This is a genomic window from Sinomonas albida, from assembly GCF_004919045.1.
In the GTDB taxonomy this organism is placed as follows: Bacteria; Actinomycetota; Actinomycetes; order Actinomycetales; family Micrococcaceae; genus Sinomonas; species Sinomonas albida.
The window spans coordinates 130427-156427 of sequence record NZ_SWDW01000006.1; the positions used below are offsets into that span (position 1 = coordinate 130427).

The following is a 26001-nucleotide window of genomic DNA, read 5'->3' on the forward strand; positions in this document are numbered from 1 at the left end:
AAGGACATGACGGTCCCGGCAGCAGCCACATCGACAGAGAAGACCTCCGCATCCGGCGCCCGCGTCGTTCAGGTGCGCGTGGAACACCGCCAAGATGCCCTCGGCATCGGCCAATCGCGCCCTCGGCTCTCCTGGCTCACGGAAGCCCCCGAGAGCTGGAACCAGGAGAAATACGAGATCGCCGTCAGCCGGCCCGGCAACCAGCGCGCGACCAAGGAAGTGCCTTCTTCCGAATCGGTCCTCGTAGAGTGGCCGTTCGCCGCCCTCCAGCCCCGGGAGCGCGTCGAGGTCAGCGTGCGCGTCTGGGGAACCGACGGCGAGCCGAGCGGCTGGAGCATCCCCATCGCCGTCGAGGCAGGCCTCCTCTCCGAGGACGACTGGACGGCCTCGGCCATCTCGCCGGACTGGGACGAAGACCGCGATACGGACCACGCGGCGGCCCTGTTACGGCGCTCTTTCGTCGCCGGGTCTGCCGTCTCCTCCGCCCGGCTCTACGTCACCGCGCAGGGGGTATACGAGGTCGAGATCAATGGCACGCGCGTCGGAGACGAGGTCCTCGCCCCAGGCTGGACGAGCTATGACCACCGCCTGCTCTACTCGACCTTCGACGTCACGTCCCTCCTGCGGGAAGGCGAGAACGCCATCGGCGCCTGGCTGGCGGACGGCTGGTTCCGCGGCCGGATCGGCTTCAAGGGGGGAACACGCAACGTCTACGGGGACCGCACCTCCCTGCTCGCCCAGCTCGAGATCACCTACACGGACGGCCGCCGGGCCCTCATCGCCACCGACGACACATGGAAGGCCTCCCCCGGCCCCATCACCTCGACTGGCCTCTACGACGGCGAACGCTACGACGCGCGCCTCGAGCAGCATGGCTGGTCACAACCCGGCTTCGACGACAGCCAGTGGTCCGGGGTGCGTATCGCCCGGCTCGACAAGGCCAAGCTCGAAGCGCCCATCGGGCCCCCAGTCCGCTGCACCGAGGAGATCGCCCCGAAGCGCATCTGGACCTCGCCATCAGGGAAGACTCTCGTGGACTTCGGGCAGAACCTCGTCGGCCGCCTACGCCTCAGCCTCCGGGGGAAGCCTGGCCATACGGTTACCCTGCGTCATGCCGAGGTCCTCCAGGAGGGGGAGCTGTACACCCGCCCGCTCCGGCTGGCTGCATCGATCGACGAATACACGCTCGCCGACGACTCCCAGCGCGTCTGGGAGCCCAGGTTCGCGATGCACGGCTTCCGCTACGCCGAGCTCACTGGCGCCGTTGGCGCCGTCGACCTCGGCACCGTCGTCGCACGCGTGCACCACACCGACATGGAGCGCATCGGTTGGTTCGAGTGCTCGGATCCGCTCATCAACCGCCTGCACGAGAACGTCCGCTGGAGCACGCGGGGAAACTTCGTCAGCGTTCCGACCGACTGCCCCCAGCGCGACGAGCGCCTCGGCTGGACCGGGGACATCCAGGTCTTCGCGCCAACCGCCTCGTTCCTCTATGACTGCTCCGGCATGCTCGCCGGCTGGCTCAAGGACGTCGCGGACGAACAGCTCCCCGACGGCACCGTTCCCTGGTACGTTCCCTGGGTCCCGGCCGGCACTTGGGACGAGACGATCCCGGGCGCAGTATGGGGTGATGTTGCAGTGCTGACCCCGTGGACCCTCTTCGAGCGATTCCATGACAAGGGGGTGCTCTCGGACCAGTACTCCAGCGCCAAGGCCTGGGTCGACCTGATGGCCGACCGCGCCGGCGAGTCGCGCCTCTGGGACGAAGGCTTCCAGCTCGGCGACTGGCTCGACCCCGCAGCGCCTCCGCACGACCCGGCCGACGCGCGCACTGACCGCTATCTGGTCGCCACCGCCTACTTCGCCTGGTCGGCACGGCACCTTTCGCGCACCGCAGGCGTCCTGGGCAAGGCCGACGACGAGGCCCACTACGCCCAATTGGCGGAGGAGGTCAGGGAAGCGTTCGCCCAGGAATACGTCCATGCCGACGGGACGATGACCAGCGATGCCCAGACCGCCTACGCCCTTGCGCTCGTGTTCGACCTCCTTCCCACTGAACACCAGAGGCGCCGCGCCGCCGACCGCCTCGCCGAACTCGTTGCAGAGGCCGGCAACCGCATCGCCACAGGATTCGCGGGCACCCCTGCCATCAACGACGCGCTCACCCTCGGCGGCCACGTGGAGACGGCGTACGATCTTCTCCGCGAAGAGGAATGCCCCTCCTGGCTGTACGCAGTCAAGCAGGGCGGAACGACCATCTGGGAGCGATGGGACTCCATGCTCCCCGACGGAACGGTCAACCCCGGGGAGATGACCTCGTTCAACCACTACGCCCTCGGGGCTGTCGCCGACTGGATGCACCGCGTGATCGGCGGCCTCGCCCCGCTGGAACCCGGCTACCGCAGGATCGGCATCAGGCCACGCCCGGGCGGGGGGATCACTCACGCGACTACCCGACACCTCACTCCGTACGGGATGGCGGAGGTGTCTTGGCGTGTGGAGGATGAGACGCTGCATATCGATGCAACGGTCCCCACGGGCGCTTCGGCCCAGTTCGCACTGCCCGGGCAGCCTCCCCAGGAACTCGGGCCGGGCAGGCATAGCCTGAGCGCGCCCATTCGGCGATGACTCCTGCGCCGGAGTCCTCCGATGGCAAGGGCTCCGAGGGACAACAGCTAACCGACGTGGACCGGGGCGGCTGGGTCACACCGTCGACGGCGGGGCGGACGACTTCCCGGGGTCTCCCGGCCCGCTCAGGGGCGGTGGACGGCGACCACGCTGAGGTCGTCGTCGATGCTGGCACGGCTCGTGAGGGTTCTGACGGATTCGACGATGGAGGCCGGCTCGCGATTGTCGCCGATGACGGACGCGATGGTTTCGATCGCCTCCTGTGTGCCGCCGTAGAAGTCGAGCAGGCCGTCGGTGAAGGACAGGAGGGTGTCGCCTGAGGAGAGGACTGTGTGCCGGTCCTCCCTAGGCATCCCGAGCTCGAGGCCGAGCGGGAGGCCTGCGGCCTCGAGCCGCTCGTGGGTACCGTCGGCGCGCACGATCAGGTTCAGCCCGTGCCCGGCGTCGGCGTAGGCCAGGACTCCCGTGCCGAGGTCGAGTCGGGCGTGGAAGACGGTCGCAAAGATCCCCGTGGCCTCGAAGTCGGACCCGAGGGTCTCGGCAGCCTCCTCCAGAAGCGCGGCCGGCGTGGGGGCCTTGATCGAGTTGACCGTGGCCCGGACGGTCGCGGCCATGAGGGCCGCAGCGATGCCCTTCCCCATGACGTCGGCGAGGGTCAGGCAAAGGGTCTCCTCGGTGCGGTGCCAGACGAAGAAGTCCCCACCCACGCCCTTGAGCGGCATGGTCAGCCCGGCGACCGCGTACAAGGGGGCTGCGGGGTTCGCGGTGGGCAGGAGGGCGTGCTGGATGCTAACGGCCTGTTCGAGGTCTCTGGAGTCCAAGAGTTCGCGCTCGGCCCAGGCGCCCATCGCGTCGAAGCGGGCCAGCTCCTCCTCGGAGAGCTCGCGGGGCCTGAGGTCGTACAGGCACAGGGTCCCGACCGGCTGTCCGTCCACGTGCAGCGGCCGGCCGGCGTAGAAGCGCACTCCCGTTCCGCCAACGACGTCGGGCTTCCAGTCGAATCGCGAGTCTGCGGCGGTGTCGGCGGCGATGGTGAGGCTGTCCTCCCTGATGGTGACATCGCAGAAGGTGTCGACCCGGTCCCGCACTGTACGGCCTGGGACTTGCGGCGACTTTGCGAACAGGTGCCGGTCGTCCAGGAGATTCACCGCTGCGACCGGGACCGAGAAGATGCTCCTGGCCGCCCGGGTGATCCGCTCGAACCGCTCCTCCGGCCCAGTGCCGATGAGCCCCAGCGACGTTGAGGCCCTCAACCGCTGATCCTCCGCGGTTACGCTGTCCACCTGGTCTTCTCCCTCCCTTGAGTCGGCCACCATCCTGCCGCACCTAGCGCTTCGGTCCAAGGGAATGACGTCCGTGTGAACCCCCAAGGAGGTTCTGGCCGCCGTGCCTGGGCCCGTCTGGAACCCGAGTGGCCCGTCTGGAACCTGAGGATTGGTCAGAACGAGGGCGGCCCTGCAGCACTTTCCGGATTGCGACGCGGGCTGGCCCGGTGTTCTAGCTGCGGCGCGCAGCCAGTGCGTTAGCCATCGCCGCGGCAGAGGAGCTAGAGCTGTCGATGCGCCAGTCGACTTCCTTGTTGTAGTCGAACCAGACGAACCCGGTGACGTCCGCCTGCGCGTTCAGGTACGAGACGAGGCTGGTGTTCCAATCGGCCTTGGATCCGCCGGCTTCGGCGGAGGCGGTCTCGCCGACGACGATCGGCTTGCCGGGTGCGATGCCGCGCAACTGGTTCAGGCCGTCGCCGAATAGGTCAGAGGGGCTGGTCCAGGAGCTCCAGGACTGGGAGGTGCCCCAGTTGTAGCCGTCGAGGGCGACGGTGTCGATGTAGGCCGCCCCGGGGTAGAGCTCCGAGAGTGCGGTCGAACCCCAGTACGGCACGTTCGGGCTCCAGACCCACTGGACGTTGGTGGCCCCGGTTGAGGCGACGACGTCGTGGACGTGCTGCCAAGCGGCTACGAAGTCCCCGGGCTGGTTGCCGTTAACACCCTCGTCCCAGGGGTACCAGTTCCCGTTCATCTCGTGCGCGAACCGCAGCATGACCGGCTTGCCCCAGGAGGCCAACGCGGTGCCCCACGAACGGATGTAGGAATCGAAGTTCCCGGCGGCGATATTCTTCAGCGAATAGGTGGGCTGGTTGACGCCGTTGCCCGACCACAGCCAGGGCTCCCACGTGACCAGGCTCGTAGCGCCGCGGGCGGCGACGGCGTTGAGGTCGTCGATCGGGGCTGCCTGGGAGAAGTCCTTGTAGGACAAGACGATCGAGGGGTTCTCGCCGACGAGGTTGGCGACCTGGTCGAGCTCGCTGGATGCCTGCGGCCCTCCGGGGGTGCCGACACCGAACGCCAAGTGGGCCGTGCTGATCGCCGGGGCCAGGGCTGCCGACGCGCTCATGGCCTGAGGGCCGCTCACCGTCCCGGCTGGCTTTGCGGGCGACGCGGGGTGCCCCTTGGGGAGGTTCGATCCTGCGGTGACGGAGGGAGAAATGTGGGTCACGCCCTTAGCTGCGGGCGCCCCAGGAGTCCCTCCCGGTGCGGCTTGGGACGGGACGGCGGAGCCGAACAGGACCGCCAGCCCCAGCGCCAGAGCGGACGCTCCGAGTCCGGCCAGCCTTCTCTTCATCTGCATTCATCCTCCAGTGTGCGTGGTCGGTGGGATCGGATACGCCGCCGCATGGCGCGGTGAATTCGGCCTCCAGCTGACGATCCTCGCAGGCACGGACCCCGATGGACCGCGATTGGGGCAATCCTTGACGAATCCTGCGCCAGCGCCGTTCCTGCCGCGCCGGGGAGCGGGCGGTCAGCTCCAAGGTGCCCGGGACGGCTCGCGGACACCGCGGTACCGTGGGGGGCATGGACTATACGACCCCACCGCGCGCCCCTTGGGCCGGCGGGCAGGGCCGCCCGATCGCGGAGCTGGTCGATGTCCTTGGCGGGGAGGTCTTCGACCACCCCGAAGAGCACGGCTTCGGCGAGTGCGACGCCGAGACAATGCAGCAGCTGCGCCGCGCCCGCGGCGCCCCTGAGACCCTGGTGCGGATCTACCGTGCATTGCCGCCCGGCCTCGGCCAGATCAACGCCGGTGACTGGATCACCCTCTCGTGGGAGTACGCCCGCCAGCACGCAATGCGCGACGACACGGCGGCCCACGACTGGCCGATCGTCTACGCGGACGTCCCGGCCTGGGCCGTCCTGAGCGACGGCACGGACCTGGACGAGTACGGTTACGCCGGGCCGCCACTTGCCGGGCTCGAGGACCATGTCGTAGACCCTTGAGCGCGGCCCCGTAGGGCTCGAGGGAAGAGCTGGGACGCCGGGGATGACGCCGGGGATGAGGGCCCCGACCTGCTCCGGTAGCGCCAGCAGGGGTTGCGAAGGCTGACGCGCCCACGGGCCGCACATGGGCCCAATCGGACCAGTTCCTCGGGCGGGGGTGCGGAGTACTCTGGTCGAACACCCACCCGAACAGGAGGCCTCCATGGGAGCGAAGAAGTCAGATGCCGCGGCAACGGTGTCGGCGGCCGAGGCGGCGATCAGGCGGTCGATGGCCAGGATTGAGTCGGACTTGGACAGGGTGACGCCGCAGCTGAGGAAACGCCTCGACGATGTCCTCGACGGGCTACGACACCAGGTCGAGTCCCTTCCGCCGCTGGGCGAGAGCGTGGGCGAAGCGGCCACGAAGGGCACCCGGAAGGCCGAGGCTGCGGCAAGGGCAGCGACGGGCCGTCTCGCCGACGCCGCCGGGCACCTGGCCGATGCGGTGTCCGAGGCACCGGTGCCTGCGGGCAGGAAAGCCGTCACGGCGGGCCAGAAGGCCATCGCAGACGCCGCCCGAACCGCCTCCGACGAACTCCGGCGCGCCTCTGGGGGGAACCGCCCGGCCGTGACGGCGGGAATCCTCCTCGCGGCCTTTGCCTTGGCAGCCTTGCTCGCCCGCCGTGCCCTGCGGTCGGGCTAGACACCGCACTCCGAGCTCGGCTGCACAGGACGAGGCCCTGCGGCGCGCGGTGCTTCAGTGTGCGCGGGCCCGTTGACGCCGCGCGAGGGAGGCAAGCAGCGCAAGGTCGACGTGCTCGAGTGAGCCGGCGATGGTGCGTCCTGGGGCGGGCGGGATCGCTTCGGCTGAAGGAACGACGACGACGGCGCAGCCCGCCGCTTCTGCCGAGCGCAGGCCGACCCACGTGTCCTCGACGGCGACGCATGACTCGATGTCGACGTCGAGCGCTCTGGCCGCGGCCAGATAGGGGTCGGGCGCCGGCTTGGTTGCCGGCGTGTCCTCGACCGCGACAGTGAGCGAGATCAAGTGGGCACCCAGCGCTTCACACACCAGGTCCACGATCGCGCGCGGCGAAGCCGAGACGATGGCCGTCGAAACCCCCGCGGCGGCTAGCTCGTGCAGGAGGCGCGCAGCACCCGGTCGCGGCTCGATCTGCCGGGCGACTTTGGACTCGAAGGCCGTGGAGAGCGCGCGCTCTACCCCCGCGCGCTCCGATGCGCGCAGGTTCGACGTGACGGTGAGATGCTCGGCCGTGTGGGTCACCGGGCGGCCCACGACATCGGGAGCGTCGGCCTCGACCAATGGGCGACCGATACCCGCCGCGACTTCGGCGACGGCATCCCACCAGAGCCGCTCTGTGTCGACGAGCGTGCCATCCATGTCGAAGAGAACGGCTGCGGGGTAGGCCCTGTCCACGGGTGGATCCTCCTGTGCGGTCATGCGGTGACCATAACGGGTCGCTCGTCAAAGGCTAACCGCGACCGGCGTCCCGACGGAGAAGTCGAGCGCGCGATGGGCCGGTACATCCGCGAGCCGAGCCGTCACGCGTTCATGACCGCGAAGCGGCTGGCCATCGGCTACGGCGCCAGCCGAGACCGCAGCCTGCTCCGCACGCTGCCCTGCCAGGACTCGAACCTGGAAGCTCCCGGGCCAGAACCGGGCGGGTCTGCCAGTTCCCCCACAGGGCACTGCCGGGACGGGGGAATGCCCCGACCCGGCCGGGGCCGGCTCAGGAATTGATCTCCTTCTTCGCCCCACCAGCCTGGACGGCGACCTTGTGCGGCTTGGCCTCCTCGGCCACCGGCACGCGCAGGGTCAGGACGCCGTCCTCGTAGTGCGCCTGGACGCTGCCGGTGTCCAAGGCGTCGCCGAGTATCAGCTCCCGGCTGAAGACGCCTTCCGGGCGCTCGTCCGCGACAGCCTCGGCCTCCTGCGGGCGGTGGGTGTGCCGCTCGGCGCGCACAGTCAGGACATTCCGCTCGACTCCGACGTCGATCGAGTCGGGATCGACGCCGGGCAGGTCGAACTCGACCACGAATTCGCCGTCCTGCCGCCACGCCTCCAAAGGCATCGGCGTCCCCCGCATCCCGCTGCCGGTGAGCTGGCGGGTCAGCTGGGCCAGACGGTCGAGTTCACGGAAGGGATCGGTTCGCATCAGCATCACTGCAACCTCCTTGGAGAATCGCTGCAACACCTATAGTCCTGTCCGCTCAGCAAATCTGCATCTGTGGACATAGATATGTATGCCACCAAGAGCGGGACAATGCAACCCCCGGCGCGGGCAGCCCAACTGGTGTCCTGGGCGGCCCGCTCTGGCCGAGCCGGGCAGACGGGAGTAGCGTGGCTGCATCCAAACGGACGGGAGGTGCTGGTGATGGGGCTCGAGGACAAGTTCGACGCAGCCGGTGACAAGCTCAAGGGCAAGCTCGATGAAGCAGTGGGCAAAGCCACCGACGACGATTCCAAGGTCCTGAAGGGCAAAGTCGAGCAGGCCAGGGGAAGCCTGAAAGACGCGGCCGCGGACCTCAAGGCCCATGTGAAGGAGACGGCAGAAGAACACCGCGCCGACCGGAACGATCGGCCCACCGGGGACGGAGACGCTCCCGGGGCAAGCCCCGCAGAGTAGCCCAACGCCCCTGCTCCCTCCGGCGAAGTAATGGGGAACGCGGCTTCGGGGCAGTGAACCCAGCCGGAACACCCGCTTGCTTCGGACCGTCGACGGAATGACCAGCCGCCGCGCGTGGCTGCCACTACGCTACGCCCGGCACGAGGACCTAGTCGTCATCGATCATGCCAACAGCTCGGGCTCCCTCATGCCACTGTGGCCACCCTGTCTACACCCGTAGGGGTGTAGATCGGTCGCCCCTGTGGAGCGTAGCTTCGTAGGAAGGCTTTGAGCCAGAGACAACAGCAGCGAGCGGAGACGTGGGAGTGGACGGCAGCGACACGATGGCCGGATCCAGAGCGCCGGGTTGGAAGGAGGCCGCGGTCGTGCGGCTGCAGGGCCGGCTCGACGCGTCGACCGGGAACGCGGCCCTGCATAGGCTGCTCGCGGCAATCGGCCCAGGAGGCTCCCTCGTGGTCGACGTCTCCGCAGTGGAGGCCGTCGACCCGGCCGGGGCGGAGATTCTGGCCGCGGCCCGCCGCCAGGCGCGCGTGCTCGGCGGCGACCTGCGCCTGCTAGGAGCCTCCTGCCACCCGCTGCTGTGCGATGCCGCCCCTGCCCCCGGCAGAGGGGCAGACGCACACCTTTGAGCGCGCCCGACCATGGATACCCCTGTGGCTGGCCGCAGAAGGTCACCGTCAGGGATTCGGGCCGTGAGATCCACGGCTAGGCCTACGGACGCGGGCATGGCCTCATTGGACGCGTCTCTTCCCGTTAACCGTGATCCGGTTGACTCTGCGGCGTGGACTTCAGGGCGCTCGAGGTCTTTCGCGCAGTCGCCGAAGACCTCCACTTTGGAAGAGCCGCGGAGCGACTCTTCGTCACCCAGTCATCAGTGAGCCAGCAGCTTCGCCGCCTCGAGGACGAGCTCGGGCTCCTGCTCTTCCACCGGACTTCGCGGACGGTCCGGCTCACCCCGGCCGGCGCCGTCTTCCTCGGTGAGGTCGAGAAGATCTTCGCCGCCCGAGACCGTGCGATCCGTGTCGCGCAGCAGGCGGCGGCGGGCGAGCAGGGGACGCTCCGGATCGCGGCAAACTATCCCGCGAGCCGACTGCTGCTGCTCCCCCTCGTCGAGCGGCTCCGGACCAGCCACCCGTCGCTGGCCCTCGTCCCGCGGGAGCTTCCCTCGTCCGAACAGGTGGGCGAGCTCCTTCGGGGCGAGCTCGACGTGGGGCTCGCGTACGGCCCGATAGTGGCCGAGGCGCTGCGCTCCGCCAAGCTGCTCGAGGTGCCAGTCGTCGCCGTCGTCCGCCTGAGCCACCCGCTCGCTGGGCGAGACGCCCTCGAACTGTCGGAGCTGCCGCGCCACCGGTACATCACGGCGCACGCAGGCGCGACGAGCGCCATCGAGGACTCCCTGATCTCGTGCGGCGCGGTGGCTGGTATCCGCCTGCAGCGATCGCCGAGCGCCACGGAGCTTTCGGGGTATCTGCTCGAGCTTGAAACGAGCGACACGATCGGCTTCAGTTCGCTGCCCCGCGGCGAACAGAGCCGGGCCAACGGCATGCACGTCCTGCGACTCGATCCGGAACCGCGGCTCGAACTCCACGCGGTCTGGGACGCTCGGCGACATGACAGCTTGGTGAACAGTGTCCTCGACGAGCTGCGAGACCTTGCGAGCTGGGCTGATCGGCCCCGATGATGCCGGCTTTGATCGATAACCGAGGCTAATCGCCGCATCGCGGAATGGTCGTTGATCAGGCCTCAGCGCCAAGCCGAGCATGGGAGCATGCACCTCACTCCCCTCGGCTGCCTCGCGGGAATGCCCGCAGGCGGCCTCGCAAGCTCCGGCTACCTCGTCGAGTCCGATCAGGCCAGCGTGCTTCTCGACGCGGGGCCCGGAATTGCGACTCGCCTGTCGGCCACCTCCACCCGACGCCTGTCCGCCGTGTTCATCTCGCATGAACACACCGACCACCTCCTCGACCTCCTCGTCATCGGCAAGGTGCTCCTCGCCGACCGCCTGGTCCGCGAGGACGAGAACGCACCCTTGCGCCTTGACGAGTCTGTGCCCCGAGTGCCCCTGCTCCTCCCCCGCGGCGCGACTGCGAAGCTCCACAGCCTCGCCGCGCTGTACCCGGTCGCGACCCATCCCCTCCTCGACAGGGCGTTCGATTTGGGCTTCGAGCCGCACGAGTACGAGCCGGGTGAGTCGCTCTCCGTTCGGAATCTCACCCTGCACATCGAACGGCTCCGGCATGTTGCCCCCAACTGTGGGGTTCGCCTCAGCGACGCCGACTCGTGCCTCGTCTACACCGGCGACACGGGCGTGACGGACCAGCTCGTCGACCTCGCGGGCGGCGCGGGCACGCTCCTCGCCGAGAGCACGCTGCGCGAGACCGACACCTCTGGGCATGGGCACTTGAGCTCGTACGACGCCGCGCGCGCGGCCGACGACGCCGGCGTCACCGAGCTGGTCCTCACCCACTTTTCCTCCCCCGACCCTGTCCAGCACCGATGGCACCGGGATCGTGCGGCCACCGTGTTCGACGGCCCAGTCAGCACGGCCCGCCCCGGAATCCGCCGCCCGGTCGCCGCTCCCCGAAAGGCCTCCGCATGAAGCCCCTCAAGCTGGTTGGCACGCTCGGCGCGCTGTCCCTCGTCCTGACCGCTGTCTCCTGCTCGTCCACCCCATCTGCCCTCTCGCCCGCGAACCCCGTGACAATCACGTTCAGCTCGTACACCTACGGCGTCCAAGGCGCGGCGGGAACCGGCACCCAGAAGCTTCTCGACGCCTTCGCCGCGGCCCATCCGGAGGTCAAGGTGGTCCCGCAGTCGATCCCGACGGCGGACGTGCTCACCAAGGCCAAGACGGACACGGCGGCCGGCAATCCGCCCGACGTGGTCCAGATCGGTTACAGCAAGCTCGCCGAGGCGTTCCAGACCCTTCCTGTGCAGTCGCTCGAGCAGATCGCCGGGAACGAGTGGAAAGACCATGTCTCCGGTATCAATCAGGCTCTCGTCAATACCGGCAAGAAGGACGGTCGGGTGGCGGCCCTGCCGTTCACCGTCTCCATTCCCACGCTGTTCTACAACGCCGACCTCTTCCGGAAGGCCGGTCTCGACCCCAACCGACCGCCCACCTCGATCGACGAAGTGCGAACGGACGCCGCAGCGATCACCGCGAGCGGCCACAAGGGCGCCTACTTCGGCGTCGTGGATTCGGGCAAGTCCGACTATCTCACCCAGTCCGTCATCGACAGTGCCGGCGGCTCGACGGTGGGCACGGACGGCTCCGTCACGGTCGACTCCCCCGAGGCTGTGCGCGGACTCTCCTCGGTGCAGTCCCTCACCCGGGACGGGCTCCAGCCCGCCGTCGGCCTCGACGACGCCACGGCGAGCTTCTCCTCCGGCGATCTCGGAATGTTCGTGGTGAGCACAGCCGTGGCCGGAAGCCTTCAGAAGGCGGCCGCGGGGAAGTTCGATCTCCGGAGCGCGGCCTTCCCGAGCTTCGGGGCGGGCAAGGCCGCGCCGACCTTCTCCGGTGCGGGACTGATCGTCCTGAGCCAAGACCAAGCCAAGCAGAAGGCCGCCTGGGAGTTCGTCAAGTTCCTCACGAGTGCCGAGGGCTATTCAATCGTGACGAAGAACATCGGCTACCTGCCGCTTCGGGCGGATCTCGCCGACGATCCCAAGTACCTCAAGGATTACTTCGCGTCGAACCGGCTCCTGCTTCCCCCGCTTGGGCAACTCGCCGAGGTCTCGCCGTACCGCAACTTCTCCGGCCAGAACCCGAATCAGGCGGTCGTGATCCTGCAGGACGACGCCGTGGCACCGATCGTGCTTCGAGGCGCGGACCCACAGAAGACTCTCTCCGCGGTGGCCGGCCGGATTCGCGAGCTGTCGGGAAAGTGACCCAGAAGGCTGGCTGGCGGCCGTACCTCGCCCCGCTGATCCTCGCCCTCGCGGTGTGGGTGTACGGCCCCGCCGTCTTCACGGCCGTGCTGTCCGTGATGAAGTGGAACCTGACCACGCCGCCTTCGGGCCTCGTCGGGCTGGACAACTATGCGAGCCTGTTCCGGCACCCGGAGTTTGCACGGGCCGCCGGGCAAACCATCCTGTCCGCCCTCGCTCTGCTGCCGTTCGCCACGATTATCCCGCTGGTGCTCGCCGTGATGCTATGGCAGAGGCCGGGCCGGGCGAGCGTGGTCTATCGGGCGCTTCTGTTCGTGCCAGTTGTCGTCGCGCCCGTGGCCGTCGCGACGGCGTGGAAGTTCCTCCTCAACCCCCTGCAGGGTCTGATGAACCGGATTCTCGAGGTCTTCGGGATCCCTCCGGTGAACTGGTTGGGCGACCCCGGGACAGCCCTGCTCGTGCTCGTGGCCATCACCGCGGCCAAGGTCGTCGCGTTCAACCTCGTCCTGTACACGGCGACCCTGTCCGGCATCGATCGGGCACTCGTCTCGGCCGCCGAGCTCGAAGGCGCGACGCGCTGGGAGATCTCGCGCTTCATCGTGGGGCCCCACGTCGCACGCACCACCGTGGTGCTCGCGCTGCTCAGCGTGGTTCTCGCGGGCCAATGGACGTTCACGTCCGTTTCCGTCCTGACGCAAGGCGGGCCCGATGGCGTCACGGACTCTGTCTACTACCGCATCTACGCGCTGGGCTTTCAGTTCTTCGACACCGGGGCGGCCTCCGCCGCCGGCGTGCTCGTGCTCCTCGCGTTCGCCGTGCTCGCCACGGCATGGAGTGTTGTGCGGAGGTCGCGGCGTGCATCCCACTGACCGGCTTCGGCCCGCTGTCGCCCATGCGCTCTGGCATCTGGTCCTCGCGGGCGCATCACTCGCGATGGCATTTCCAATGCTCTGGTCGCTCCTGACCTCCTTCAAAGGGCCGCAGGACGTCTTCTCACCCAGCCCCCTTCCCTGGCCGGCAACCCTCGACAACTATGCGGCGGTGCTCTCGTCATGGCCCGTCGGGATGCTGGTCGGCAACACGTTCATCATGTCGGCCGGCGTCGCCGCGGGGCAGCTCGTCATCGCGGTCCTCGCCGGATTCGCGCTCGTCGTCCTCGCTCCGAGGATGCGGCCCGCAGTCCTGTCCGCCTGCACGATCGCGCTGGCGGTGCCCCCGCAGGCGATCATCATTCCCCAGTTCCTCCTGACCACACGTCTCGGCTGGCAGAACTCCGAACTTGGGCTCATCGTCCCGCAGCTCGGAACGTCCGCCCTCGCCGTGCTCCTGCTCGTTGAACACGTCGCGGCTGTTCCGGCTGCACAGATCGAAGCCGCCGCCCTGCAGGGGGCGCGGCCGATCGAAACGCTGTGGCACGTGGTCCTGCCAGCCATCCGGCCCGCGATTCTTGCCGTCGGGATCCTGGTCTTCATCACCACCTGGAACGAATACCTCTGGCCCCTGCTGATCGCGCCGCGCTCGCATGACGCGACAGTGCAGATCGGCCTGGCTCAATTCCAAGGCGAGGGAGGCACTGACTATGGCGCCCTCATGGCCGCGTCGGTCCTCACGAGCCTTCCCATCGTCGTCGTCTACATCATCGCGTCGCGCCGCATCATCGACTCGTTCATCAAGGCAGGACTCCGACCATGAATCCCTCCTCCATCGTCGCCGCGAAGCCAAACGGTTCCGCCGTGAACGGCGCCGAGCTTGAGCTGAGCGGTCTTCGCCGCCAGTTCGGCGGCGTCGCCGCCCTCGATCGCGTCGACTTGCGGATCAAGCCCGAGTCGCTCACCGTCGTCGTCGGTCCCTCGGGGTGCGGAAAGTCGACCCTCCTGCGGGTTCTCGCCGGGCTGGACCGTCCCACCGAGGGGCGCGTCATGTCCGACGGCGTCGACGTCACCTTGAGTCCCCTCGGCGCGAGGGACCTCGCGATGGTCTTCCAGGACTACGCGCTGTTCCCGCACATGACCGTGGCCGGCAACATCTCGTTCGGGCTGCGCCTCGAGCGCCGCCACGACCGCCGCAACGGGCCGAGCCGCGAATTCATCGATCGAGAGGTCTCGCGCGTTGCCCAGCTGCTCAACCTCGAGAGCCTCCTTCGCCGACGCCCCGCCCAGCTCAGCGGGGGCCAGCGGCAGCGGGTCGCGCTGGCCAGGGCAATCGTTCGCCAGCCTCGCGTCCTTCTCCTCGACGAGCCGATGTCGGCGCTCGACGTGGGCCTTCGGGCCACTGCCCGGACCGAGATCCTCCGGATTCACCGCGAGCTTCGTTCGACCCTGGTCCTCGTCACGCACGACCAGCACGAGGCCTTGACCATGGCCACCGACCTCGTCGTCATGGACGCCGGGCGCGTTCTTCAGGCCGGGCCGCCTGAAGACGTGTACCGGCGGCCGGCAAACGAATTCGTGGCGCGCTTCGTGGGCTCCCCGGCGATGAACCTCAGGCCCACTGACGCTGGGTCGGTCGGGTGGCGTCCCACCGATGGACGCCTCTACCCGCGCGGGGGCGAGGGCGATCTTGTGCTGACCGGGGTGGTGGAGCGGTGCGAGTACACCGGCTCGGGCCAGGAGGTCGTCTGCCGGGACGCCCACGGCACGTTCACGGTCGTGCAGCAGCAAGGCGAGGAATGGGTGCGTCCGGGCGACGACGTGTCCGTCGGGGTCCGCCAATCTGCCCTCCACCGCTTCGACCTCTTCGGTGACCGGATCGATGGCTGAACCCGCGACGCTCGTTCGCCCCAGTGTCATCTGGTGCGACTTCGGCGGGGTGCTGACGCCTCCGATCGCCGAGGCTGCCCGCTCTGTCGCCCTCGCGGCTGGGGTGCCCTGGGACCTCCTCTGGGCCGCCGCGCAGAGGGTTGCCGAGGATCTGGGACTCGTTGGCCTGCAGCCGCTCGAACTCGGCGTCCTCAGCCAGCGCGAATGGGGTTCGCGCCTCGAGGCGAGGCTTCCGTTGGAGTGCAAGCCGCGCATCGATCTCGGGAACTGGGGCGACTACTGGTATCGGGACCGCCCGGTCGACCGAGACCTGCTCACGGAGCTCGGGAAGCTGAAGGTCTGCGGAACCCGCATCGGGATGCTCACGAACAGCGTCCTGGAATGGGAACCGCACCGTCAGCGACTCCTCGGGGACCACTCTCGGATCTTCGAGACGGTTGTCCGCTCGCACGAGATCGGGATCGCCAAGCCGGACCCGCGCATCTTTGCCCACGCGGACGCCCAGACACACAGTGGCGCCACGCCGCCCCTACTCATCGACGACTCCGCCGAAAACTGTGCCGCGGCCTTCAGCGCGGGCTGGATGGTGCACCACCATCGGGACCGTGAGGAAACGCTCGCTCTCCTGCGGTGCTTTACGGACGCGTGGGGTACCAATAGAGATCAGGGTTCAGGACTTAGAGCTGGGACGACCGGGAATGTGGCTGAGAATGGACTTCGTGAAGCCACCGTCGACACAGATGTCCTGCCCGGTGACGTAACCCGATAGCGGGCCCACGAGGAATTCGATCACGTTGGCGATGTCGATGGGATCCCCGATCCTCGCCAGCGGGATGATGTCCTCCCTCGCTTTCTTGATCTGTGGATCGGTGTACATCTTCTCGGTCATCCGCGTACGGGTCATGCCCGGGGAGACCACATTCACACGGATTCCGTCCGGCGCCCATTCCAGGGCGAGGGTCTGGGCCAGCATCGTCAGTGCAGCCTTGCTCGGGCTGTAGGCGCCTGATCCGGCATGCGGCAGCTGGCCCGACATTGAAGAAGTGAAGCAAGCGGCGCCGCGGCTCTCCCTCAGGTGCGGGTAGCTCGCTTTGGCAAGGAGCCACGCTCCGCGGAGGTTGACGGAGAACATGCCGTCCCAGTCCTCGAGGGACAAGTCACAGATTGCGCCCGGGCTCGCGATTCCGGCGTTCGCCACCAACGCGTCCAGGCCGCCGAACTCTGCTACTGCGGCCTCCACCAGCTGACTGGGCACGTCGGGATCGCCGAGATCGCCCACCAACGCGATGGCGGTCCCTCCCATTGACTCGATGGATCGGATGACTTGATCTTGGGTGCCGTTCGGCTCATGTCCGCACACCGCGATCATCGGGTGCGCGCCCCGGGCAAGCGCCGCCTCTGCAAGCCTCACGCTTGCAGAGGCTCCTATGCCGCTGCTTCCACCGCTGACCAAAGCTCTCATTGCACACACTCCTCATTGACACGGATTCACGGAGAAATCATTTGTACAGGTAAGTAGATAGGCGACTGCGGCCTGTAGGCCCAGCTCGCCTCGCGCCAAGGGTTACTCCCCTAGCTCCCAGCCTCGGTTCCTGAGCTCGTCCAGCGCCTTCTTGAATTCGTGGACGGGGTTCTCTTCGCGGATGACCTCGAGGACAACGTTGTCGAAGCCGCAGGTGGTCTTGACGGCGTCTCCGAGTCCATTCCAGTCGATCACTCCCGTGCCGATCGGGTCATGCCCCCAGGTTTCCGTGCCGGTATCGGAAATGTGGACGAGCCCGACTGACCGGTGATTCGCGAGCAGGCTCGCCACGGGGTCCTCCCCTATGTAGGCGGCGTTCGCGACGTCGTACACGATCTTGAGGGAATCGTCGTTGACCGCGTTCACGATTCCTGACAGGTCCCGGATGGTCGGAGCGAAGCAATAGGGAGTGTTCTCGAAGAGGAGCCGTGTGCCAGCCTGCCTGGCCATCGGAATCAGGGCCTCCAGGCTCTCGTACATCCATCCGTGGACGTTCTCGAGGGATGGGGAGATCATGGGCCGTCTCGTGCCCGGGGATATGACGACCTCGCGGACGTTCCAGGCTGCAGCCAGATCGATCACCGACTTGATGTGCTCGATGCTCTTGCCACGCATGTTGGCGCCTGGGCTGGCCAGATTGATGTCGTATCCGCCCGCATTCAGCGATCGGATCGTGGCGCCGTAGTCGTTGAGTCGTTTGTAGATGGTCGATCGTTCCGCGCTGGACATTTCGTCCGGCCAGCAGTGCGGAGAGCTGATCGGAACTTCAAAGGTGTCATACCCGTTGTCGACCAATTCGGCGATCGCCTCAATCGCCGTGGTTGACCATAGATAGGAAAATGTGTTGATGATCATCGGGCTGTCCTTCTCACTCCTATGCCTGGGCTCTGCTGCCGGCAAGTATTGGCGCCGGAATCCTGAGTTGTTCGTCCTAGTCTTGCGGTGGCCTCGCACTCAGCTTCCGACGCCGAGGTGGGCTCCGCCTGCCACGTCCAGGGTCACGCCGGTGATGTAGCGGTTGTCCGGGTCGGCGAGGAAGAGGATGGCGCGGGCAACCTCGTCGGGTTCGGCGAACCGGCCCATCGGCAGCTGGGCGGCGCGCTTGGCCCGGTTGGCTGCCGCGTCCGGGCCGGTGTCCTTGGCGAACTGGGCCCACATGGGCGTGTTGACCGGGCCGGGTGCGACCGCGTTGACGGAGATACCATGCGGTCCAAGGATCTGGGCGAAGGACCACATGATGTGGAGCACAGCGAGCTTGCTCGCGTTGTACGGGAGGTAGTTGCTGCGGGCCTCCTTGGCCGCCACCGAGGAGAGGACCACGATCGCGCCTGCGGTGCCGGATCCGGTCATCGAGCGGGCCGCCTCACGCACCATCGAGAACGTCCCCGAGGCATTGATCCGCATGACGGATTCGAACTCTTCCGTCGTCGTATCCATGAGGTCCGGGGTCGGGCCGAGCACCCCTGCGGCATGGACGAGGGCATCGATGCGGCCGTACTTCGCGGCGATGTCCTGGATGACGCCGGCGCATTGCTGTTCGGAGGTGATGTCGAGCGAGAAGAAGTCCGCCAGCTCCTGGTCGTCCTTGGGGGCGCGGTCGGCACCGACGACGACGGCGCCGACCTCGTTGAGCGCGTCGACGACGGCGTTGCCGATTCCCCCGCTCGATCCGGTCACGAGGACGACTTGGTCTCCGAGGCTCATGCGGACTTCCCCCTCGCGGCGGCGGCGGTGGCCCCTCGGTCGCCGGCCCCCTGTGTCTGAGCTGCTGGCTTCATCTTTCGAAGGTTCCTTTCCTGATGTACATGGTGCGGTGCGTTCCGGGGTTGCTCTCCGGTCGTCGGAGAGGACTTCCTCTCCGACGACCGCAGAGCGGCCAGAGGAGGTTCGGAGCGGTGGTGATCCGGCCGAAGGGCAGGGCGACTAGGAGCGGGAGCGGTTGTCCTGGCTCGGGGCCGAGCCGGTCTTGGCGACCAGGTTCTCGCCCTCGAGCACTTCGGTGTCGCTCTGGGCCACGGTGGCACGGGGGGCCCGGCTGCCGGTCTCGGGGAGGGTGAAGTAGACGATGAGGCACAGGGCGACGACGACGATCATGTAGAACGCGACGTAGGTGGGGTGTCCGGAGCCGACGAACGCGGCGGCGATCAGGGGCGCGGTCCCGCCGAAAACGGCGATCACGATCTGGTGTGCGAGGCCGATGCCCGATACCCGGACCGCGGCGGGGAACAGCTCGGCCTGGATGGTCGGGTACACGGCCTGCCAGATGCCCAGGACCACCCATCCGGATGCGGAGACCAGGACGTAGACGCCGAAACCGGGCTGGTTCAGCAGCAGCAGCAGGGGGTAGAAGAGCACGACCATGCCGATGGCGCCGATGATCGGGAAGATCTTGCGTTTGCCGAGCCGGTCCGAAAGCGCGCCGCAGATCGGGACGATGACGACGAGCAGGGCGAGCCCGATGACGCTTCCGGCCAGGGATGAGGCCAGGTCGCGGCCGGTGGTGAGGTTGGCGTAGGTGGGGAGGAAGGTGGCCCAGGTGTAGTAGGCCACGGCTGGGGCGGAGAGCGCCGCGGTCTGCAGCAGGGGCTTGGGGTGTTCGCGGAGCAGGGCCCACAGGCGGGTCCATGCTGACCTCTGGTCCACGAGGGCAGTTACCTCGAACTCGGGGGTCTCGTCTGCCCGAGACCGCAGGATGAGACCGATCACGCCCAGGACGCCGCCGACAATGAAGGGAAGGCGCCATCCCCAGGCACCCAAGTCGGCCTTGGAGAAGGAGGATGTCACGATCGCCCCGGCACCGGTGGCTGCGAGGGTCGCCAAGCCGCTGGCCATGTTGGAGAAGGAGCCGAACAGGCCCCTTCGTTTCGCGGGAGCGTGCTCGACCATGAACGCGATGGCGCTCTGCGCCTCACTGCCGGCAGAGATTCCCTGGAGGACGCGTGCGACCAGGAACAGCACCGGTGCCGCGTAGCCGATCGTTCCGAAGGGAGGGGTGAGGCCGATGATGAGGGAGCCGAGGGCCATTCCGGAGATGGTGAGGGTCAGGACGGCCCTTCGTCCGAACCGGTCGGCCAGCGGGGAGATGATGATTCCGCTGAGCGGGCGTACGACGAACCCGATGGCATAGGTGAGCAGCGCTGCGATGAGGGATGCGAAGGCCGAGCTGCTGGGGAAGATCTGTCCCGAGAATATTGCGGCCAGCAGTCCGTAGACGTACCAGTCGTACCATTCGACGAAGTGTCCGATGGTGCCGGCGACCATATTCACGGGGCGGCGGGGGCGACCGAGCGCTTCGAGCGGCTCAGGAACGCCAGCGGCGTCCGACGGGTCTTTCGAGGTCGTCATTGAACTCTCCTTGCTCTTGGGGTGTTGCTGGTTGTCTGGTTGGTTCGGGTGAGATCGATTGCATTGTTGGCGACAAGCGGTCCTGGGTGAGGATCCTTATCCTTGTGCCCGAAGGGCTCTGGGATCAGGACGGCTTCGGGCTCAGCGCCGGGCAGTGTTCGTTGCGTGGCTTTGCCATCGGCGGCCTTCCTGCTCGCCAGTCGGCAGCCCTCCGGAGCGGAGGATGCGCTCGAGCAGCCTCTGGGTGGCGACGGCGTCGCGGCCGCTGGTGAGGGGCTGGCGGCGGTCTGCCAGACGGTCGAGGAAGTGGTGCACTGCCTCGGCGAACCCGAGGGTCTCGGTGGCGGTGGCCCAGCCGAAGGCCTCCGAGCTGAGGTCGCGGCTAGTAGTGACCCCGTCGACGGTGATCGCGACAGACTCCGGGGCCCGGATCTCGGCCGAGCGCCCGGCGCCGTAGGCGTCCAGCTTCTCGTTCCACGCGCCGGCGGTGCGGGCCGCCATCAGCACCCCGGTGCTGCCGGTGTCGAACCGGATGACCGCGGCGGTCCCGTCCTCCTGCCACGGGTCGTCGCCCGCGGCGTGCGCGGTCACCTCGACAGCCTCGCCGCCGCAGTACCAGCGCAGCAGGTCGACCATGTGGATCGCGTTTTCGAACGTGGCGCGGTACTCCGACCCGGGCCTGTTCTTCTGCGCGATGCAGAAGGCGGCTCCGGCGTCCCCGAAGGCCTCCCGCCCCGCCACGTACACGGGGGCGTAACGGCGGTTGAAGTCCACCATCAGGATCCGGCCGTGCTCGTCGGCGAGGTCGGCCAGGCGCTCGGCCTCCTCGGCCGAGGGCGCGAGCGGCTTCTCGCAGAAGACGTCCACGCCGCGGCGCAGGCAGGCCTCGACCGCGTACGCGTGCTCCGAGCGCGGGGTCAGGACGAAGACCGCGTCCAGGTCCTCGGCGGCGAGCATGTCCTCCACCGTGGCGTAGGCGCCCCCGAAGCCCCAGCGCCGCATCAGCGCTCCGGGGTCGGGGCGGCGCGAGACGAGCGCGGCGAGCTCCACATCGTCCCGCTTGACAAGGGTGGGCAGCTGGGCGATGGAGGCGATGTTCCCCGCGCCGATCACGCCGACCCGGGTCCTTGACTGCCCGCTCACCGGAGCCTCCCCGGGACGGCCGTCTGGGCGAGGGCGGCGCGCACGGCGGCAGCGGACCGGGCGAAGCCGACGGCAGGCTCGGGCAGGTCCTGGGGGTGCCAGCGGTACTCGTACTCGAGGGAGAGGACGTCGTCGTAGCCGAGCGCGGCGAGCGAGGAGAGTATTCCGGCCCAGGGCAGGACCCCGTCGCCAACCACGCGGGAGCGCACGGCGCGCTCGGACGCTGCAACGCGGGCGGTCTCGGAGGCCTGGAACGGCGCGTCGGGGTCGGTGAAGACCAGGTCCTTCACGTGCACGTGCCCGATCAGGTCACCCTGGATGCGCAGCGCCTCCTGGTAGGTCTCGTCATGGGTAAACGTGAGGTTGGCCTGGTCGTACAGGACCCGCACCGCCTCGTGGTCCACTTCCCGCACGAGCCGTGCCGTCTCGGCAGCGGACTGGGTCATGGTCCCGAAGTGGTTCTCGACGCACAGGCGCACCCCGGCCCCGGCGGCTTCCGGCGCCAGCGTTCCTAGGGCTGCGACGAGCCGGTCCCAGTGGGCCGCTTGCTCCCGGTCGCCCGGGTGCCAGGAGCCGGCGTAGACGCGGACGCGGTCCGCGCCCACGGCCTGGGCGATCTCGATCGCGCCCCGGAACTCGTCCACGGCCGTGCGCCACTTGCCCTCCTCGAGGGCATTGATCCCGGTCGCGTAGGGGGTGAGCCCGATGATGGGGATGCCAAGGTCCTCGGAGGCCCGCCTGGCCTCCTCGGCGGAGCGGCGGTCGCGCAGCGGCAGCGCGGAGCGGTAGCCGTCCTGGTAGATGACCTCGGCGGCGTCGAGCCCGGCGTCCGCGAACAGCGCAAGGGCCTCGGGGACGGTCTGCTCGGGGGTTCCGAGGGTGTGGCCTGCGAGACGCATGGTCACCGGTCCTTTCTGGTGTTCTCGGGGGCTGCAGTGGGCCAGTCGGCGGGGCCGACCAGGGGTGGCGGGTCGGCCACCCTGGAGCGGTCGACGATCTCCATCAGCAGTCCCCACGGGGTGAGGAAGTAGGTCCATCGGTTGCCGGCGACGCGCGGGCTGTCCCCGGCGACCTCCTTGCGATCGCCGAGGACTCGCACGCCAGGGATGCCGCGGAGGACCGCGACCGCCTCGTCGACGTCGTCCACGACGAAGCACAGGTGGTGTCCGCCGGCGTCGCTGTGCCGGGGGTGCTCGGTGCGGCGGTCGGAGGTGTCCCACTCGAACAGCTCCACGTTGAGGTTCGGCGGCATGCGCAGCATCGCCAGGGTCAGGCGCGCGTCCTTCGGCACCGCGAAGTTCTCGGGCATGAACTCCGCATCCGGTCCGCGGGTGGAGCGGTAGAGCTCCTCTGCCCCGAGTGCCTGGACGAAGAACGCCACGGCGTCCTCGAGGTCGGGAACGGTGAGCCCCACGTGGTCGGCGTGCCGCACGCCGGGGATGCGCGGGATCCCGCGCTCTGTCGACGCGCTCATGTCCGCGGCCCGGCGGTGGAGGAACGCACCAGCAGTTCCGGCTGCAGGACGATGTGCCCGGCCGATCCGTCTGCTGCCTTCTTCTCGGCGAGCTCGATCGCGATGCTGCCCATGTCGGCGATCGGCTGGCGGACCGTGGTCAGGGCAGGGTTGAAGCGGGCACCCAGGGCGAGCCCGTCGAACCCGACCACCGAGACGTCCTCGGGCACGCGGAAGCCCCGGGAGGCCAGTGCCGAGATCACCCCGAAGGCGACCATGTCGTTGGCCGCGATGATCGCCGTCGGCCGGTCGGCCATCGCGGCGAAGTGCGCGGCCGCACGCTCGCCCGCCTCGGTGTCGGCTCCGCTGTCCAGCACGATCGGTTCGCCCTCGGCCAGGTCGTGGTAGGCGTCCATGCGGTCCTGAGCGGTGTGGGTGCCCGAGATGCCGGAGACGTAGCCGATCCGGCGGTGGCCGAGGGAGCGCAGGTGCTCGAAGGCGAGCTCGATGCCGCGGCGGCTGTCGACGGTGACGGTCGGCACCCCGGCCTGATGGTCCACGCGGTCGATGACGACCAGGCGCTGCCCGAAGTCGAACTGCATCAGGGCGTCGATGTCCACGCGGGTCGAGGGGGCGATGATGCCGAACGGGGCGTACAGCGACTGCATCGCCGTCAGGTAACCGGCGGTCTGCACCTCATCGCCGTTGGTGACGCAGAGCATCAGCTGGTAGCCGCGCTCCCCTGCCGCCTCGGTCATCGTCTTGGCGAGCTCGGCGAAGAAGGGGTTGGTGATGTCCGGCACGATCAGCGGCACGAAGGTGCTCGTCTTCCGGCGCAGGGCCTGGGCGAGCGGGCTCATCGTGTACCCCAGCTTCTCCGCGACACGCATGATGTGCTCTCGCGTCTCCGCCTTGACCGCCTCCGGGCGGGAGAAGGCGCGCGAGACCGTGGAGCGGTGCACGCCGGCCTCCTTGGCGACGACGTCGATGCTCAGATCAGCCATGGTGTGCTCCTTCCAGTTCGGCCTCGTAGGCACGCCAGATGATCCGCATCGCGTCCTCCAGCTCGCCCAGGGTCGGCATCCCGCGGAAGCCGTCGCCCAGGGTACGGGCAACCTGCCGCACGAAGGGATCGTAGAGCGGGTCGCTGTCCACGACGAGGACCGCTCTCTCGGTACGCCCGTCGAGTCCGGTGAAAACCGCCGATCCGTCCGTGTCGATCGAGGCGAATCCGGCCTCCCCCGCCGACGAGTAGCTGCAGTAGCGCTTCAGCTCCGAGTCCGGGAACGCGTACCCCACCTCGACGATCGCCTCGCGGCCGTCCGGGGCGGTCAGGATCAGGGTCGCGTGGTCTTCAAGTGCCCCGGCGTGCAGCGTAGAGGAGAGCCGCGCCGCGACCTCGGCGCTCGTGTTGCCAGTGCGGTGCAGGAACAGGTCGGCGAAATGCGGGCCCAAATTGGCCAGGCATCCTCCGCCCGCGCGCTCCCGGTCGAGCATCCAGGGGTTGCCGTTGCGCTCATAGCGCTCCGGCGGCCCGGCGATGAATGAGAGCCTCTCGTACACCGGTTGCCCGGCCTTCGCCAGCCAGCTGTCCACAGGGCCGCCGCGCTGCACCAGCGGCACGGTGGCAGGGACCCCCGCCTTCTCGGCGGCGCGTCGAACCTCCTGCAGCTGCCCGAGCGAGGTGCCAATCGGCTTCTCCACCACAAACGGCACGCGCCGCTCGATCAGAGCCCGGCAGATCTCAGCCATGCGGTCATGCGGGCTGAAGACGTAGGCGAGCTCGATGTCCTCCAGCTCCAGCAGCTGGCGCCAGTCAGCCTCGACCGGTGCACCCCACAGCTCGGCCAGCTCACGCACCTGGGCCGGGTCCTCGCCGGAGAGGCCGACGACGTCATGCACCTCCGCCATCGCCGCAGCACACAGGGGCACATGCCAATGCGAAGCACCGAAGACAACCGTGCGCGCCCGGTTCACGAGGACACCCCGAGGAAGAACCGGGCGGCGCCGTCGGCTCGCGGTTCGAAGTGGACCATCGGAAGAATCTCCTCAATGAGATCGGTTGCTGAGATCGGTTGCATTCACCATAGGGACGGTGAGAGAGTCTTGTCAACGGATCTTTTTCCACAGGAGGAACCCTGATGTTCACCAAGCTTCGGACACTGCGCACCATCGACGACTCTGGCGCGGTCCTCATCGTCCGGCTTCCCGATGCCGACACCGCCGAACGCGTCGCGCACGCGGCCATTGAGGGCGGGTTCCGGGCGCTCGAGATCACCCTGTCCATCCCCGGGGCGGTCGACCTCGTCCGCCGCCTGGTCGGGCAGTACGCGCCCCAAGGCGTAGCAGTAGGCGCCGGCACGGTGCTGGACGGCCACGCCGCCTACGAGTGCATCCGCGCCGGAGCAGCTTTCTTGGTCAGCCCGCAGCTCAACTCCGAGATGATCCGAGTCGCGAACCGCTACCAGGTGCCCACGATCAGCGGCGCGTCCACCCCGACAGAGCTCCTCGAGTCGGCCGAGGCCGGAGCGGACATCCTCAAGCTCTTCCCGACAGAAGGAGCGGGCATCCCCTATGCCAAGGCTGTGCTCGCCCCCATGGCGCACCTGCCGATCATGCCCGCCGGCGGCGTGACGACCGAGAACGTCGCCGAGTGGTTCGCGGCGGGGGTCGCGGGCGTGGGCGTGGGGAGTGCCGTCACCAAGGCCTGGCAGCCCGACGGCGACTTCACCCGGGTCACGGACGCTGCGCGGGATTTCCTCGCTGCCGTTCAGGACGCGCGCCGATGACCGAGCCGACCCTCCGCATCGTCATCGGCACCGCCGGCTCCGGCAAGTCGACCGTCGCCCAGCACCTCGCCCGCGAGCACGCCGCCGCCTACCTCGACAAGGATGCGATGAGCGCACGCTTCGTCGAGGCCGCCCTCGCTGCCGCCGGCTACGACCCCGGCGACCGTGAGTCCAACGAGTTCTACCTTGAGCACATCCTGCCCCTCGAATACGACTCGCTCCTCGACGTCGCCGGGGCCAACCTCCGCCTCGGCCTCCCGGTGGTCATCGACGCCCCCTTCAGCCCATACCTCTCCGACCCCCACTTCGTCACCGCCGCCCAGCAGCGCTTCCAATGGCCCCCGGTGGACGTCGAGGTGATCCGCGTCCGTGTCTCCCCCACGACACTCCAGATGCGCCTCCGTCAGCGTGGCCTCGAGAGGGATCACTGGAAGCTCGCCCACTGGGACGAGTACTGGGTAAAGCACGGCGACCAGGCTTGCACGTGGATCGGAGTTCGCGTCACCGAGTTCGACAACGACGCGTTGACTGACCACCAGCCAACGCCCTGACGATTCGATGCCGCC

General features: G+C 68.4%; 27 protein-coding genes and 1 tRNA gene. 14 read left to right on the forward strand and 14 right to left on the reverse strand.

Going from position 1 to position 26001, the window contains the following annotated elements; genetic code table 11:
* The first annotated feature begins 6 nt into the window (after positions 1 to 6).
* Positions 7 to 2628, forward strand: coding sequence for an alpha-L-rhamnosidase (locus tag E6A26_RS07790; protein WP_136610628.1), 2622 nt, complete (start codon positions 7 to 9; stop codon positions 2626 to 2628).
* A gap of 125 nt (positions 2629 to 2753) precedes the next feature.
* Here E6A26_RS07790 and E6A26_RS07795 read toward each other — a convergent pair whose 3' ends face one another.
* Positions 2754 to 3911, reverse strand: coding sequence for a PP2C family protein-serine/threonine phosphatase (locus E6A26_RS07795; RefSeq protein WP_168928697.1), 1158 nt, complete (start codon positions 3909 to 3911; stop codon positions 2754 to 2756).
* 214 nt (positions 3912 to 4125) lie between these two features.
* Complete coding sequence (locus E6A26_RS07800) at positions 4126 to 5250, reverse strand: glycoside hydrolase family 26 protein (protein ID WP_234865200.1); 1125 nt, start codon at positions 5248 to 5250, stop codon at positions 4126 to 4128.
* A 230-nt stretch (positions 5251 to 5480) separates the two neighbouring features.
* On the opposite strand from E6A26_RS07800, the gene E6A26_RS07805 reads away from it, so the two are divergent.
* Positions 5481 to 5903 carry a hypothetical protein gene (locus tag E6A26_RS07805; protein ID WP_136610631.1) on the forward strand — a complete coding sequence of 141 codons (423 nt, stop codon included), beginning with the start codon at positions 5481 to 5483 and terminating at the stop codon, positions 5901 to 5903.
* Between the two features lie 202 nt (positions 5904 to 6105).
* On the forward strand, positions 6106 to 6585 hold the full coding sequence (locus E6A26_RS07810; protein ID WP_136610632.1) for a hypothetical protein: 480 nt from the start codon (positions 6106 to 6108) through the stop codon (positions 6583 to 6585).
* A 54-nt stretch (positions 6586 to 6639) separates the two neighbouring features.
* On the opposite strand, the gene E6A26_RS07815 is transcribed toward E6A26_RS07810, so the two are convergent.
* From E6A26_RS07815 to E6A26_RS07825, 3 genes are all read right to left on the reverse strand, one after another.
* On the reverse strand, positions 6640 to 7344 hold the full coding sequence (locus tag E6A26_RS07815) for an HAD family hydrolase (protein WP_136610633.1): 705 nt from the start codon (positions 7342 to 7344) through the stop codon (positions 6640 to 6642).
* 174 nt (positions 7345 to 7518) lie between these two features.
* Positions 7519 to 7592 (reverse strand) — tRNA-Gln (locus E6A26_RS07820).
* A 41-nt stretch (positions 7593 to 7633) separates the two neighbouring features.
* Positions 7634 to 8065: an Hsp20/alpha crystallin family protein gene (locus tag E6A26_RS07825; protein WP_136610634.1), complete on the reverse strand. Its 432-nt coding sequence runs from the start codon at positions 8063 to 8065 to the stop codon at positions 7634 to 7636.
* A 213-nt stretch (positions 8066 to 8278) separates the two neighbouring features.
* Between E6A26_RS07825 and E6A26_RS07830 the strand changes: the two genes are divergently transcribed.
* The 9 genes from E6A26_RS07830 to E6A26_RS07870 all read left to right on the forward strand — a co-directional run bounded on the left by E6A26_RS07830 (position 8279) and on the right by E6A26_RS07870 (position 15952).
* On the forward strand, positions 8279 to 8530 hold the full coding sequence (locus E6A26_RS07830) for a CsbD family protein (RefSeq protein ID WP_136610635.1): 252 nt from the start codon (positions 8279 to 8281) through the stop codon (positions 8528 to 8530).
* Positions 8531 to 8835: 305 nt separating this feature from the next.
* The gene (locus E6A26_RS07835; protein WP_136610636.1) at positions 8836 to 9159 is read left to right on the forward strand and encodes an STAS domain-containing protein; all 324 of its coding nucleotides are present in this window, start codon (positions 8836 to 8838) and stop codon (positions 9157 to 9159) included.
* A gap of 152 nt (positions 9160 to 9311) precedes the next feature.
* Complete coding sequence (locus tag E6A26_RS07840) at positions 9312 to 10211, forward strand: LysR family transcriptional regulator (RefSeq protein WP_136610637.1); 900 nt, start codon at positions 9312 to 9314, stop codon at positions 10209 to 10211.
* Positions 10212 to 10298: 87 nt separating this feature from the next.
* Positions 10299 to 11129, forward strand: coding sequence for an MBL fold metallo-hydrolase (locus E6A26_RS07845; RefSeq protein WP_136610638.1), 831 nt, complete (start codon positions 10299 to 10301; stop codon positions 11127 to 11129).
* Complete coding sequence (locus E6A26_RS07850) at positions 11126 to 12424, forward strand: ABC transporter substrate-binding protein (protein ID WP_168928698.1); 1299 nt, start codon at positions 11126 to 11128, stop codon at positions 12422 to 12424. The genes E6A26_RS07845 and E6A26_RS07850 overlap by 4 nt, the downstream gene beginning before the upstream one ends.
* The gene (locus tag E6A26_RS07855) at positions 12421 to 13293 is read left to right on the forward strand and encodes a carbohydrate ABC transporter permease (protein WP_136610640.1); all 873 of its coding nucleotides are present in this window, start codon (positions 12421 to 12423) and stop codon (positions 13291 to 13293) included. Before E6A26_RS07850 ends, E6A26_RS07855 begins: the two co-directional genes overlap by 4 nt.
* Positions 13280 to 14116: a carbohydrate ABC transporter permease gene (locus E6A26_RS07860; protein ID WP_211129021.1), complete on the forward strand. Its 837-nt coding sequence runs from the start codon at positions 13280 to 13282 to the stop codon at positions 14114 to 14116. The genes E6A26_RS07855 and E6A26_RS07860 overlap by 14 nt, the downstream gene beginning before the upstream one ends.
* Complete coding sequence (locus E6A26_RS07865) at positions 14113 to 15183, forward strand: ABC transporter ATP-binding protein (protein WP_136610641.1); 1071 nt, start codon at positions 14113 to 14115, stop codon at positions 15181 to 15183. Before E6A26_RS07860 ends, E6A26_RS07865 begins: the two co-directional genes overlap by 4 nt.
* Entirely contained in the window at positions 15176 to 15952 is a 777-nt protein-coding gene (locus E6A26_RS07870; RefSeq protein WP_211129024.1) for an HAD family hydrolase, read from the forward strand. The genes E6A26_RS07865 and E6A26_RS07870 overlap by 8 nt, the downstream gene beginning before the upstream one ends.
* On the opposite strand, the gene E6A26_RS07875 is transcribed toward E6A26_RS07870, so the two are convergent.
* The 9 genes from E6A26_RS07875 to E6A26_RS07915 all read right to left on the reverse strand — a co-directional run bounded on the left by E6A26_RS07875 (position 15854) and on the right by E6A26_RS07915 (position 24623).
* On the reverse strand, positions 15854 to 16645 hold the full coding sequence (locus E6A26_RS07875) for an SDR family NAD(P)-dependent oxidoreductase (RefSeq protein WP_136610642.1): 792 nt from the start codon (positions 16643 to 16645) through the stop codon (positions 15854 to 15856). The genes E6A26_RS07870 and E6A26_RS07875 overlap by 99 nt on opposite strands.
* Before the next feature lie 102 nt (positions 16646 to 16747).
* Positions 16748 to 17560, reverse strand: coding sequence for a sugar phosphate isomerase/epimerase family protein (locus E6A26_RS07880; protein WP_136610643.1), 813 nt, complete (start codon positions 17558 to 17560; stop codon positions 16748 to 16750).
* A gap of 99 nt (positions 17561 to 17659) precedes the next feature.
* Positions 17660 to 18409 carry an SDR family NAD(P)-dependent oxidoreductase gene (locus E6A26_RS07885; RefSeq protein ID WP_136610644.1) on the reverse strand — a complete coding sequence of 250 codons (750 nt, stop codon included), beginning with the start codon at positions 18407 to 18409 and terminating at the stop codon, positions 17660 to 17662.
* 219 nt (positions 18410 to 18628) lie between these two features.
* A complete protein-coding gene (locus tag E6A26_RS07890; protein WP_136610645.1) occupies positions 18629 to 20050 on the reverse strand; it encodes an MFS transporter in 1422 nt (473 codons plus the stop codon).
* Positions 20051 to 20191: 141 nt separating this feature from the next.
* On the reverse strand, positions 20192 to 21193 hold the full coding sequence (locus E6A26_RS07895; RefSeq protein ID WP_136610646.1) for a Gfo/Idh/MocA family protein: 1002 nt from the start codon (positions 21191 to 21193) through the stop codon (positions 20192 to 20194).
* Complete coding sequence (locus tag E6A26_RS07900; protein ID WP_136610721.1) at positions 21190 to 22092, reverse strand: sugar phosphate isomerase/epimerase family protein; 903 nt, start codon at positions 22090 to 22092, stop codon at positions 21190 to 21192. The genes E6A26_RS07895 and E6A26_RS07900 overlap by 4 nt, the downstream gene beginning before the upstream one ends.
* A 2-nt stretch (positions 22093 to 22094) precedes the next feature.
* Positions 22095 to 22667 (reverse strand): VOC family protein, encoded by a 573-nt coding sequence (locus E6A26_RS07905; protein ID WP_136610647.1) that lies wholly within the window; start codon positions 22665 to 22667, stop codon positions 22095 to 22097.
* On the reverse strand, positions 22664 to 23650 hold the full coding sequence (locus E6A26_RS07910) for a LacI family DNA-binding transcriptional regulator (protein ID WP_136610648.1): 987 nt from the start codon (positions 23648 to 23650) through the stop codon (positions 22664 to 22666). The genes E6A26_RS07905 and E6A26_RS07910 overlap by 4 nt, the downstream gene beginning before the upstream one ends.
* A complete protein-coding gene (locus E6A26_RS07915; RefSeq protein ID WP_136610649.1) occupies positions 23643 to 24623 on the reverse strand; it encodes a Gfo/Idh/MocA family protein in 981 nt (326 codons plus the stop codon). The genes E6A26_RS07910 and E6A26_RS07915 overlap by 8 nt, the downstream gene beginning before the upstream one ends.
* 164 nt (positions 24624 to 24787) lie before the next feature.
* Here E6A26_RS07915 and E6A26_RS07920 point away from each other — a divergent pair, with 164 nt between their 5' ends.
* Both E6A26_RS07920 and E6A26_RS07925 read left to right on the forward strand, forming a co-directional pair.
* Positions 24788 to 25435, forward strand: coding sequence for a bifunctional 4-hydroxy-2-oxoglutarate aldolase/2-dehydro-3-deoxy-phosphogluconate aldolase (locus tag E6A26_RS07920; RefSeq protein WP_136610650.1), 648 nt, complete (start codon positions 24788 to 24790; stop codon positions 25433 to 25435).
* A complete protein-coding gene (locus E6A26_RS07925) occupies positions 25432 to 25986 on the forward strand; it encodes an AAA family ATPase (protein WP_136610651.1) in 555 nt (184 codons plus the stop codon). Before E6A26_RS07920 ends, E6A26_RS07925 begins: the two co-directional genes overlap by 4 nt.
* The last annotated feature ends 15 nt before the right edge of the window (positions 25987 to 26001 follow it).